The following is a 13,299-nucleotide window of genomic DNA, read 5'->3' on the forward strand; positions in this document are numbered from 1 at the left end:
ACTCGGCTCACAGTGCGGCGAACCGGGCCGCGCGCTCGCGCAGCAGTACGGCCGTCTCGGACATCAGCTGCTCGGCGATCGCGTCGACGTGGCGCGACTGCCAGGACTCCAGGACGGTGCCGCGCACCCAGGAGTTGAAGGCGCCCATGGCGGGCCCGCAGTAGATCAAGTAGTCGACGGTCCTGCCCGGTTCGCCCCGTAGCGCGAGCCGGAAGCCGCGGTCGAGGTAGGTCCGGAAGGCGTCGGCCATGCTCCGCTTGGGGTCGCCGCCCCCGGTGGCGTCCACGTCGGGGAGCGGTCCGCGCAGGAACTTCTCCTCGATCTGCCGACGCGTCGGCGCGTCCAGCCCGTCCAGGGAGTCGTGGCGGCGCCACAGCTCGTGCAGCTTTCCTGCGCGCGCGGGCAGGAACACGCCGCGCTTGACGACCTGTGCGCGTACGCCGAGTTCGAACATCTCGGGGGCGGGCGCGAGAGCCACGTCGTGGACGTCGAGTTCCTGGAGCAGGTCCTTGACGGCGGTGCTGGTGTCCGCCTCGGGGGTGCACTGGTTGATGGACCCGGTGACCAGGAAGTCCGCGCCGAGCAGGAACGCGGCGGCCGCGGCCTCCGGGGTGCCGATGCCGCCGGCCGCGCCGACGTGCACCCGCGGGCCCGTGCCTGCAGCCGCGTCGCGCAGCCGGATCACGGCGGGCAGCAGCGTGGCGAGGCTGCCGACGGCGTCGTACCAGCCGGAGCCGACCTCGACGCACAGGTCGTCGGCGAGCGGCAGTTCCGCGTACCGCGCGGCGTCGCGCTCGGTGACCTGCCCCGACTCGATCAGGCCCTGGACGACGGGGCGCGGGGCGGGGGCGAGGAAGGCCGCCGCCATGTCCGTGCCGGAGACCTTGGCGATGATCCTGCCGCCGCCGAGCCGGTACTTGACGAGGGCGGGGGTGATCCGCAGGAAGCCGGAGGCCTCCACGGTGCGGACGCCCTTGCGCAGGAGGAGGTCGACGAGCGCGGACTCGCGCCGCGGGTCCGCGTGCTGGTGCAGGAGGTTCGCGCCGTAGACACCGTCGGCGCCCAGCTCCCCGCGGACCGCGTCGAGGCCCGCCTCGACCTCGGACAGGGGCAGCCCACCGGTCCCGAGAAAGCCCATGCCGCCGACCTTGGCGAGACGCACGAGGAGGTCGGGGCCCGAGACCCCGCCGTACATGGCCCCCGCGAGGTAGGCGTAGCGCAGGCCGTAGCGCTCGCGGAAGGCGGGGGCGCCGAGGGCGCTGGCAGGGGTGGCGTCGGCGGTGGCGGCGGGCTCATGGGGATGGGGAGCGGCCGCCTGGGCGAAAGGCTCCCGGGGGGCAGCCACAGGCTCGACGACAGGTTCCTGGCGAACGGCCACCGACTCGGCAGCAGGATCCCGGAGAGCAGCCACAGGCTCGGTGCCAGGCTCCCGGAGAGGAGCCACCGGCCCGGTGACAGGCCCCCGGGCAGACTCCGGCCCGGTGGCAGGCGTCTGCCCAACCACCGGCGAGGCGAAAGACTCCCGGCGAGCCACAGCCTCATCAACAGACCCCCGGGCAGCCACCGCCCCGGGGACCGGCTCCCGGAAAGCCACCGGCGCAGCGAAAGACTCCCTGGCAACCACCGGCTCCACGACAGACTCGCCGGCAGCCGCCAGCCCCGCGTCAGCCTCCCGGGCAACCACCGGCCCCGCGTCAGCCTCCCGGGCAACCACCGGCCCCGCGTCAGACCCCCGGACAGTCATCGGCTCCGTCGCGGCCCTCGCGTGCTCCGCGTCCAGTGGCTCCGCCTCTGCCCTGATCTTCGTGACCAGCTTGCGCAGCACCGCGCCCGGGCCGAGTTCCTGGAAGTCGAAGTCGCCCTGGCCCATGAGATAGCGGACGGTCTCCGTCCACCGCACCGGAGAGGCGATCTGGCGGGCGAGGAGTTCCTTCGCCTCGCCGGGGCCGTACGGCCTGGCGTGCACGTTGGCGATCACGGGGATCGCCGGGTCCCGGAGCGTGAAGCCGTCGAGGAAGCGGCGGAACTCCTCGGCCGTGTCGCGCAGATAGCGCGAGTGGAAGGGGGCGCTGACGTTCAGCGTGACGTAGTGCGCGCCGAGTGCCTCGAACACCGGCTTGCCCCGGTCGATCTGGTCGGTGGGCCCGGCGAGGACGAACTGGGCGGGCGCGTTGTGGTTCGCGATGTCCAGGCCCGTCAGGCCGTGCTCGGCCAGCGCCTGTTCCACCGTGGCGAGGTCGCGGCCGAGGACGGCCGCCATCTTGCCGCCGTCGGCGCGGCTCATCAGCTCGCCCCGGCGCGCCACGAGCCGCAGCCCGGTCTCGAAGTCGAAGGCCCCGGCGGCGAACAGCGCGACGTACTCGCCGAGGCTGTGGCCGACGAGGAAGGCGGGCGGCTCCGGGTTCTCGCGCCGGGTACGCAGCCACGTCAACGCGCCGACGGTGTAGAGCGCGGGCTGGGTGAACTGGGTGAACTTGAGCTCGCGCCGGGGGTCTTCGACGCACAGCTCGCGGATCGAGTACCCGAGGACGGCGTCCGCGACGGCGCTCTCCTCGGGGAACTCGTCGAAGAGGTCCTTGCCCATCCCCTTGGCCTGGCTGCCCTGGCCCGGGAATCCGTACACCTTCATGACGCCGTCCTTGGGCTCGGGGATAGCGGAGTGGGCGGCCCGCCGCGCGCGCGGAGCCACCGCGTCGCGCACCGCGGCCAGTGACCGGGTGTCGTCGCCCAGCGGGCTCAGCAGCCGCAGCGACGTGGAACGCGAGCCCGAGGGCAGGCCGTTCTTCACGAAGTTGTGCAGCGTGCCGGACGGGCCGAGGTCCAGGTACCAGAAGGGGCCGCGCCGTTCGAGTCCGGCCAGGGTGTCGGCGAACTCGATGGGCTGCCGGGTCGCCCGCCACAGGTGGTCGGCGGTGATCCGGTCGGCCTCGCCCGCGGTGGCACAGGACACGACGGGGATCCGTGGCGCCTTCAGGTCGGCCCCTGCCATGGCGGCCCTGAACAGCGGCTCGGCCGCGTCCATGTGGCGCGAGTGGAAGGCGTACGCGACCGGAACGCGATGGCACACCGTCTTGCGGGCCCGCAGCAGTTCCTCGGCCGCGACCAGGTCGTCGTGCGAGCCCGAGACCACGAAGTGCCCCGGGTAGTTGCGGGCGGCGACCTCGGTGCGTTCGCGCAGCAGCGGTACGTCCTGGTGGAGCCGTACGTCGTCGAGTACGGCGAGCATGCCGCCGCGCGGCGCGTCGCGCAGCCCGGCGGCCTGGCGGACCAGGAGGCGCAGGCACTCCTCGGCGCCGAGGACGCCCGCGAGGACGGCCGCGGTGAACTCGCCGAGGCTCGCGCCGAGCAGCAGGTCGGGGTGGATGCCGTGGTCGGCGAGGGTGCCCGCGAGGGCGAGTTCGACCATGACGATCGCGGGATGGGTGAGGACCAGCTCGTCGAACGGCTCGGCGGGCCCGTGGTCGGGTGCGTACATGCTGGCCAGTACGGACCTGCCGAGTTCCGCCTCGACGACGGCGTCGAGGCGGTCGAGCGTCTCCCGGAACACGGGCTCGGACCGGTACAGGTCCTGGCCCATCCAGTGGTACTGCGAGCCCTGCCCGGAGAACATGAAGACGGTGGGAGGCGTCACCGCGCCTCGCCCACTTCCGCTCCTGCTCCTGCTCCTGCTCCTGCTCCTGCAACGGCCCCGGATTCGTCGAGCAGCGCGCAGACGTCCTTGACCACGAACTCGCCCTCGCGGAAGGACAGAAGACCCTCGGGCGCGGGATGTTCACCGCGCGCCGCATCCATCATGTCCCCGGCGCTCCGCGGCCGTTCGTCCGCGATCGCCTCGAGCACGGCGGTGAAGGAGCCGAGCAGACGCGTGATGGTGGCGTCGGTGAACCGGTCCCGGTAGTACGACATGTGCAGCTTGATCGTCTCGGTCGGGAACACGTCCAGGCGCAGCGGGAAGCCCATGCGCGAGATGTAGTACGCCGCGCTGAACCGCTCGGAGTTGTCGAGGCCGACGTTCTGGAAGACCAGGTAACTCTCGGTGGGCAGGGCGTCCTCAGGCTGTCCCGCCCAGGCGAGCGCCCGGTGCAGCGGGGTGTTCTCGTGGCCGCTCATCGCGACGAGTTCGTCCCTGACCCGGGCGAGGAGGTCCGGCAGGCGCTCGGCGGCGTCGACGCGGGTGCGCAGCGGCAGGATGTTGAGGGTGGGGGCGACCATGTCGTTCACGCCCTGGGGTCCCGCGGAGCGCCCGGTGAACAGCACGCCGTGGGTGAGGTCGGCGCGCCGTCCGCCCTCGTCGGCGACGAAGGCCGCGACGGTGGCCGCCCAGCCGGCCTGGAACAGCACGTTCAGGGTCAGCCGGTGCTCGCGGGCGACCTCGCGCAGCCGGGCGGCGAGCCGGTCGGGCAGCGCGATCCACTGGCGGCCGAATCCGCTCTCGGTGCCGGGGGCGTTGCCGGGCACCCGCTCGGAGAGGCGGGTGGGGCCGGGGAGCCCGCCGAGCGCGCGCTGCCAGTAGCGTTCGGCGGCCCGCTGGTCGGCGCCGCGCACCGTCGCCACGAACTCCTTGAAGGGCAGGCCCTCGGCGAGGTCGAGGGGCCGGCCCTCGGCGAGCGCGGGCAGGCCGCGGTCGACCTGGTTGGCGATGATGTCGAAGCTCCAGCCGTCCAGGCACAGATAGCTCAGGCTGACCACGATGACGCAGGTGCGGTCGTCGACGTCGGCCACGAAGTAGCGGATGGCGCCCGGCTCCTCGGGTTCGATGCCGCGCTCGCGGTCGTCCTTGAGGTGGCGTTCGAGGGCCGCGTCCTGCTCGGCGGGCGTCAGGCCGCGCCAGTCCACGAAGTCCAGCTCGACCCGCGGCTCGCGGTGGACGATCTGCACGGCCCGGTCGGGACCGATCCAGCGGAAGGAGGTCCGCATCGTGGGGTAGGTGCGGGCCTGGATCTCCAGGAAGCGGCGGAAGTCGTCCTTGTCCGCCATGCCGAGCGGCACCGCGGTGAGCCGGTGGACCTGGAACATCCCCGGCTCCGGGGCGCGCAGCTTGCGCAGGGCCCACTCCTGGAAGGGGGCCACCGGATACACGTCCTCGACGTCCGGGTCCTCGCGGAGCTCCGCGAGGAGCGCGGCGGCGTCCCGGTCGCCGGGCTCCTCGCCGGCATCGGGCCGGGTGCCCGTCGCGCCGCCCGCCTCGGCGGCCGCGGCGAGCTCGGCGAGCGTGTCGTACTGGAAGATCATTTGCGGGGTCAGCTCCAGGCCGCGGTCACGGGCCTTGGACACCACGTGGATGCTGTGGATGGAGTCGCCGCCGAGGCGGAAGAAGTTGCTGGCCGCGCCGATCGGCTCCACGCCGAGCACCTCGGTCCAGACCTCGGCGATGATCCGCTCGGCCGGTGTCCGCGGCTCGGTGGTGTCGTCGGACTCGTCGAGCGTCTCGGCCTGCGGCTCCGGCAGCGCGGCCCGGTCCAGCTTCCCGTTCACGTTGACCGGGTACTTCTTCAGCGGGACGTAGGCGGCAGGGAGCATGTAGTCGGGCAGCAACTCCTTGAGGTGGCCGCGGAGTTCGGGCACCACGGCGCGCGCCCACTGGTTGAACACGGGGTCGCTGGCGTACTCCTGCCAGCGGCCTGTCGGCACGGGCGTCCGGACCGCGACGCGGTCCCGGTCGTCGTCCGCGGGGCTCAGGACCACCGCGTAGCTGCCGTCGGTGCGGTCGGGCATCCAGTCGACGCCCACGACGCAGCCGAGGCGCTCGCCCAGCTCCCACCACTGCTCCGGCTGGACGCCCGGCACGTCCGTCGTCGCGGCCAGGCGCGCGTTGGGCACGTCCAGGACCGCGAGCGCCCGGTCCGGCTCGGCGCGCAGCCGCTTCTCGGCCGCGGCGAGCACGTCCTCGGTGTCCGACCAGACGATGGTCCCTTCGGGGACGTCAGGGTCCTGCGCGGCGTCGCCGACGTACAGGAAGGCGTCGTACCGGTAGCGGGTCATCTCGTTCTCGTGCCACCCGCGCCGCAGTTGGGTCCGTACGCGCGCCAGGCGGGGCTCCTCCTGCTGCACGGCCCGGAAGAAGTCGGGGTGCAGCACCAGCTCCTGGTCCTGGGCGACGCGCCGGCGCACCCGGGCGCGCAGCCGCTCGTCGCTCGGCGCGGGGCCCGCCTGGTGGAGTTCGACGTCGGTGTGAAAGGCCTCCAGGAGGGCGAGGTTGCGGACGTCCCCCACGAAGACGGTGCCGCCGTCGGCCACGCGGCACAGGGCCTGGCCCAGCGCGTCGCGGAGGTATCCGGCGCTCGGGAAGTACTGGACCACGGAGTTGATGACCACGAGGTCGAACTGCTGGTCCCCGACGACGGAGAGGTCGTCGGCGCCGCCGTTGTGCAGCACCACGTGGCTCAACTCGTCGCGCTGCTCGACGAGTTGACCGCGTACGTGGTCCAGTGCGGTCCGGGAGATGTCGGTGGCGTGGTAGACCTCGCAGTGCGGGGCGACGCGGGAGAGCAGCAGGCCGGTGCCGCAGCCGACCTCGAGGACGCGCCGGGGCCGCAGGGCAAGGATGCGCTCGACCGTGGTGTCCACCCACTCGCGCATGTCCCGCTGCGGCAGGGGCGCGCCGTCGTAACTGCTGTCCCAGCCGGTGATCTTGAAGTCGGCGGGGCCTTCGTCACCCTCTCCGTAGACGCGGTCGAAGACGGCCTCCCACGCGGTGCCCGGGGGTGCCGTCGTCTCGGTGACGCCATCGGTCGCGGTCGCCCCCGCGGTGTCGCCGGCCTGCTCGTCGTCGCGCGCCTGCGGCACGACGTACGCGATCAGCCGCCCGCCGCCCGCTCCCGCGGCGTCGCGGCGGGCGAGCACGACGGCCTCGCCGACGTCGGGGTGCCCGGCGAGGGCGGCCTCGATCTCGCCCAGTTCGATGCGGTGGCCGCGGATCTTCACCTGGTCGTCGGCGCGCCCCAGGTACTCCAGCTCCCCGTCGGCGGTCCAGCGGACGAGGTCGCCGCTCCGGTACCAGCGGGAGCCGTCGGGATCGCGCAGGAAGCGCTGCTCGGTCAGTTCCGGACGGTTCAGATAGCCGAGGGTCACGCCGGCCCCGCCGACGTACAGCTCGCCGCGCACGCCGACCGGCGTCGGCTGGCCGTAGCCGTCGAGGACGCGGACCCTCAGGTCGGGGATGGGCCGTCCGATGGGGCTGTGCACCACGGCGGCGTCCACGTCGGCGCGGGTCACCTCGCGGTAGGTGACGTGGACGGTCGTCTCGGTGATCCCGTACATGTTGATCAGGCGGGGCGACCGGTCCCCGTGGCGGTCGAACCACGGCCCCAGGCTGCGTACGTCGAGCTCCTCGCCGCCGAAGACGACCACGCGCAGGCACAGGGCGCCGCGCTCCACCTCGGACAGGTGGCGGAAGGCCAGCGGGGTCTGGTTGAGCACGGTGACCCGCTCGTCGCGCAGCAGTTCGTAGAAGTGCTCGGGGGAACGGCTCACCCAGTGCGGCACCACGACGAGCCGTCCGCCGTGCGCGAGCGCGCCCCACAGCTCCCACACCGAGAAGTCGAAGGTGAAGGCGTGGAAGAGGGTCCAGGTGTCCGCGCGCCCGAAGCCGAACCACTCCTTGGTCGCGGAGAAGAGCCGCGTCACGTTGGCGTGACTGACCAGGACGCCCTTGGGCAGGCCGGTGGAGCCGGAGGTGTAGATGACGTAGGCGGGGTCGTCGGGTCCGGCGCCGGGCGCGCGCCCGGGGGCGCGCTCGTCCGTCGCCCCGTCCATGACCACCAGATCGGCCGTGTGCTCGGGCAGGCCGTCGACCAGGTGCGGCTGGGCGACCAGGATCGGCGCGGAGCTGTCCGACAGCAGGTAGGAGACGCGCTCCGGGGGGTAGTTGGCGTCGATCGGCAGATAGGCGGCGCCCGACTTCAGGATGCCGAGGATGCCGACCACCAGGTCGACGGAGCGCTCGGCGCACAGGCCGACCAGGGTGCCGGGGCCCGCGCCCAGGCGGCGCAGCCGGTGCGCGAGCGCGTTGGCCCGGCCGTCGAGCTCGCGGTAGGAGACGTGCCGCCCGTCGTGGCTGACGGCGATGGCGCCGGGTGCTTCCGCCGTCCGGCGCTCCACCAACTCATGGATCAGCAGGGACTGTTCGGGGGCGGGATTTCGCGCCTTCGCGCCGCTCCACTCCAGCTCGGCGCGCTCGCGGTCGGCCGCGGGCATGACCGGCAGCTCCCCGACGCCGAGGCCCGGATCGGCCACGACCGCCTCGAGGACGACCCGATAGCCGTCGAGCAGCCGCTGCACGGTGTCCTCGTCGAAGACCGCGGAGTTGTACTCCACCTCGACCAGGAAGTCCCGGTCGCGGTCCACGACGCTGATCCACAGGTCGAACTTCGACGTGTCGTTGCGGATGCCCTCGATCGCCTCGACCGTCAGCTCGTCGCCGGAGCTGAGCTCGCGGGCGGGAAGGAAGCTGAACGACACCTGGAACAGCGGGTTCTGACTCAGGTACCGCTCGGGCTGCAGCGCCTCGACGACCGCCTCGAAGGGGACCTCCTGGTACTGGTGCGCGCCGTTCACCACGTCCTGCACCCGGCGCAGCACCTCGCGGAAGTCCGGTTCGCCGGCCAGGCGCGTCTTGTAGACGAGCGTGTTCACGAACAGCCCGATCAGCTGCTCGATGTCCAGGCGGGTGCGGTTGGTGACGGGCGAGCCGACCGCGATGTCCTCCTGCCCGGTGTACCGGTGCAGCAGGACGTTCAGCGCGCCGAGCAGCACGGTGAAGAGGTTGACGCCCTCCTTCTTGCACAGCTGGGTCAGGCCGGTGCGCAGCTCCTGGGGGAAGACCGTCCTGAGGTCCCGCCCCTCGAAGGTCTGCACCGGCGGGCGGGGCCGGTCGAAGGGCAGTTCCAGGGGCTCGGTGCCCTCACCGAGCTGCTCGCGCCAGTAGGCGAGCTGCTGCTCCAGGCGGTCCCCGCTGAGGTGCTCGCGCTGCCAGACCGCGAAGTCCGCGTACTGGACCGGCAGTTCGGGCAGCGGGGAGGGGCGGCCCGCGGCGAAGGCGAGGTACAGGGTCAGGAGCTCCTGCCAGAACAGGCCGAGCGACCAGCCGTCGACGACGATGTGGTGGGCGTTGAGCAGGACGACGTGGAGTTCGGGTTCCAGACGGTAGAGGGTGACCCGCAGCAGGGGCCCCGCCGCGAGGTCGAAGGGCCGCCGTGCCGCCTCGTCGACGAGGCCGTCGAGCGCCCCCGGGTCGGAGCCGAGGTCCACCAGCTCGACCCGCACGTTCGACCGGGGCAGGATCTGCTGCCAGGGTTCGCCGTCCTCGCTGGGCAGGACCGTGCGCAGCGACTCGTGCCGACGGACGATCTCGTCGACGGCGCGCTGCAGGACGTCGTGGCGCAGCGGTCCGCGCAGCCGGAAGCTCATCGGGACGTTGTAGGCGGCGCTGCCGGGCACCATCTGGTCGAGGAACCACAGGCGGCGCTGGGTGAAGGAGAGCGGCGGCCGGTCGTCGGCGGGGCGGCGGGGGATGCCGGTGGTCCCCGAAGGACGGGCCGCGCCGGTCAGCTTTTCCAGCAGCGCCCGCTTCTGCGGGGAGAGTTGCGACTTGCGTGAGGTGGCGAGGTCTTCGGGGGACATGGCGCGGGGAACTCCTCTGTGTCGTCGACGGCGTCCTGGCTCTCGCCGGTTCACGCAAGCAGGGTGCTGACGGCGTCCTCGGGCAACTCGTCGATGCGCTCGATCAGTTCGGCCTCCAGCAGCGCGACCATGTCCGCGAGGGTGCGCGCCTGGAACAGTTCGCCGAGGTCCAGCTCGATGGGGAAGCCGCTCTTGATCCGGGAGATGATCTGGGTCGCGAGGATCGAGTCGCCGCCCACTTCCTGGAAGTCGTCGTCCGGGCGGGCCTCGGCGACGCCGAGCACCTCCCGCCAGGCCTCGGCGACGAGTTCCTGGAGCGAGCCGCCGCCGGCGCTCCCCTCGGGGGCGACCGCCGCGACCGCCTCCGTGGCGGGCGCGACGGCGGCCACGGCCCGGACCGGAGCCGCCGGGGACGGCGCGGCAGCCGTGGGCGCCGCCTCGACCGGGCCCTCGACGGCGCCTTCCTTCTCCGCGAGGACGACCGCCTGGTACGCCTGGTCCTCGCGCACCGGCGCCGGGGAGAGGCTGCGCACCGAACGGAACCCGCCGCGCTCCAGGGCCTGGCGCCACAGGGAGACGCTGAGCAGCGGGGAGCCCGGCAGCCTGCAGTCGTCCTCGAAGGCCCACCAGCCGCCCATCAGGCCGAAGGTGAGCGTGAAGAAGTCCTGGGCGCGGGTGGTCTCCAGGAGGATCAGCACGCCGCCGGGGCGCAGGAGCTGCCGGGCGTGGGCCAGGGTGGTGTCGATGTTCCGGGTGGCGTGCAGCACGTTGCAGGCGAGGACGAGGTCCTGGCTGCCGGCCTCGAAGCCCTGCGCGGCGGGCGAGGACTCGATGTCCAGCGGGGCGAAGGTCACGAAGGGGTGGTCCTTGCCGTACTGGTTGCGCCCGTACTGGGTGAAGCCGCGGGAGATGTCGGTGTAGACGTAGCCGAGCCGCCCGTCCGTGCCGTCGAGCGCGGGCAGCACCTTCGCGGTGGTGCCGCCGGTGCCCGCGCCGATCTCCAGGACGGAGACGGCGGCCTCGGGGTCGCGCTCGCGGCGGGCCTTCACGTACCGCGCGACGAGCCCGGCGACCAGGCCGTTGGTGTCGCCGTCGCTGTGGTAGACGGCCTCCACCGCGTCGAACGAGCCGCCGGGGAAGAGGACTTCGTGGGCCTTCCTGCGGCCGGTGAGGACGTCGGGGAACTCCTCCAGGCAGATCGTCAGGAGGTGGAAGTACCCGTCCATCTCGGGGTAGTCGGCGGTCACCTCGCGCCTGAGGTCCGCAAGGTCGTCCTCCTCCCAGGTCAACGCCTGTGTTTCGGCGACCAGTTCGGTGGTGACCAGCTCGTCGCCTTCGGCGCGCAGGTAGCCGCCGTCGGTGAGGACGCCCAGCAGGCCGTGGAAGAGCGGCAGGTGCTCGTCGACGACGCCGAGCCGCCGGACCAGGTCCGTCTCGCGGTGGCGCTCCCCCACGGCCGTGAAGACGTCCATGCGGCGCAGCGAGGCGAACAGCATCCGGCGGCAGACCTGGGTCAGTTCGCGCACCATCACGTCGGAGCGCAGGGCGGCTTCGAGGTCGCCCGCCGTCGGGTCGGACCGCAGGTGCGCGTCGGCCGCGGCGTCGAGCTCGGTGAGGACGGACGGCACGGCGGCCCCCTCCCCCGTCTGCGGCACGGCTGCCCCGTCCCCCGCCTGCGGCACGGGGGTTCCGGGCGCGCTGCCGGAGGCCCAGGCGTGCGGGAACACCTCACGGACGAAGGGGTGCCCCGGCAGCCCGATGCGGCGCGGGGCGCTGCCGGTGTGCAGGCGGGGCCAGTCGACCGCGGCCCCGGTGGTCCAGGCCGCCGCGAGCGCGTCGACGTCGCGTCCGGCGGCGGGCGCCTCCTGGCGGCGCTCCGCCACCCGGCCGTGGCGCGCGCCCGGCACCTCTGCGGCGCCGCTCGCGAACGCGTCGAGGCGCTCCAGGAGTTCGGCCATGGAGTCGGCCGTCACGGCGAGCCGCTCCGCGAAGGCCTCGCGGCCCACCTGGAGGGTGTACGCCACATCGGCGAGCGCGTCGTCACCGAGTTCGGCCCGGCGCAGGTGCGCGGCCAACTCCCCTGCCTTCTGGCGGAGCTGCCCGGCACTCTTCGCGGAGAGCGGCACGAGCTGGCGCCGTCGGGTCGCGGCCCGGGCGGCGGGCTTCGGAGCGACGTACTCCTCGATGATCACGTGGGCGTTGGTGCCGCTGTAGCCGAAGGAGCTCACGCCCGCCACCCGCGGCGCCTCGCCGTCGGCGATCCAGTCGGCCGGCTCGCGGCTGACGTAGACGGGGCTGTCCTCGAAGTCGGCGTGCTTGTTCTCCGTACGGAAGTTCGCGGCCGGGGGAAGCTGGCCGTGCCGCAGGCACAGCAGCACCTTGATGGCGCCGAGGACTCCGGCGGCGCCCATGGTGTGCCCGATGTTGGCCTTGACCGAGCCGATCGCGCAGAACTGCCTGCGCTCGGTGAACTCGGCGAACGCCTCGGTCAGTCCGAGCACCTCGATGGGGTCGCCGAGGCTGGTGCCCGTGCCGTGTGCCTCGATGTAGCGCAGGCGGGCCATGTCGACGCCGCTGCGCCGGTAGACGTCCCTCAGCAGTCCGCTCTGCGCGGTGGAGCTGGGCGAGGTGATGCCGGAGGTGCGGCCGTCCTGGTTGGTGGCGCTGCCCCGGATGACGCCGAGGATCCGGTCGTTGTCGCGCACCGCGTCCGACAGGCGCTTCAGTACGAGGACTCCGACGCCCTCGCCGACGAGCATGCCGTCGGCGTCCGCGTCGAAGGGGCGGCACGCCCGGCCCGGCGAGACGGTGCCGAGGGCCTCCATCGTGACGAACGTGCCGGGGTGGTTGGCCACGTACACCCCGCCCGCGAGCGCGAGGTCCGACTCGCCGTCGAGCAGCAGCCGACGTGCGATGTCGACCGCGACGAGCGAGGACGAGCAGGCGGTGTCGACCGTCATCGCCGGTCCCGCCAGGTCGAGTTGGTAGGCGAGGCGGGCCGCCATGATGCTGGTGTCGGAGCCCATCAGGGCGTGCGCGGAGTACTCGGCCTGGGGGGCGAGCCCGGTGCTGCCGACGACGGTGGCGACGGCGCGGCCGCGCAGCGCGGAGGCGTCCTGGCCCGCGTCCTCCAGGGCGTGGTAGCAGGATTCGAGCAGGACGCGCTGGGCCGCGTCCATGGCGGCGGCCTCGCGCGGGGCGATGCGGAAGAAGGCCGGGTCGAACTCCTCGCTGCCGGCCATCGCGCCGTAGCGGGGCGCCGCGACGTCGGGGAAGTGCTCGGCGAGCAGCGAGAGCGCGACCGGGTCGTCGACCTCGGTGGTGCGGTCCTCGGCGTCGCGGATCACCTCCCACAGCTCGTCGGGGTTCCGGGCGCCCGCGGTGCGGCAGTGCATCCCGATCACCGCGATCGCCTCGGGCGGCGCCTGCCGGTCGAGGTGGGCCGTGACGCGCTCGGCGAGCCCGGCGAGGTCACCGGCCTCGGTCACCGCGCCGGTCGCGAGGGCGGTGCCGAAGCGGGCGTTGACCTCCTCGGTCAGCGCCACGGTGGTGACCATGGTCAGGCCGAGGTCCCGGAAGGAGGCCTGGGCGGCACGCTCGGGAGAGACATCGAGGACACGGGCCGCGAGTTCCGACAGCGCCTGCTTGACGTGGGGCGACATTGACTCTCTATCTCCT

3 protein-coding genes are annotated in these 13,299 nt (G+C 73.0%); all 3 read right to left on the minus strand.

The features are described from left to right. Positions 1-7: 7 nt before the first annotated feature. The 3 genes from fabD to ACZ4D5_RS22595 are packed head-to-tail and all read right to left on the minus strand — an operon-like array spanning position 8 to position 13,283. Entirely contained in the window at positions 8-3,631 is a 3,624-nt protein-coding gene (gene fabD, locus ACZ4D5_RS22585; protein WP_467774174.1) for an ACP S-malonyltransferase, read from the minus strand. Then, positions 3,628-9,621 carry a non-ribosomal peptide synthetase gene (locus ACZ4D5_RS22590; RefSeq protein ID WP_467774175.1) on the minus strand — a complete coding sequence of 1,998 codons (5,994 nt, stop codon included), beginning with the start codon at positions 9,619-9,621 and terminating at the stop codon, positions 3,628-3,630. Before ACZ4D5_RS22590 ends, fabD begins: the two co-directional genes overlap by 4 nt. A gap of 50 nt (positions 9,622-9,671) precedes the next feature. Next, the gene (locus ACZ4D5_RS22595; protein WP_467774176.1) at positions 9,672-13,283 is read right to left on the minus strand and encodes a beta-ketoacyl synthase N-terminal-like domain-containing protein; all 3,612 of its coding nucleotides are present in this window, start codon (positions 13,281-13,283) and stop codon (positions 9,672-9,674) included. Positions 13,284-13,299: the final 16 nt, after the last annotated feature.

This window comes from Streptomyces sp. NPDC025651 (genome assembly GCF_055558735.1).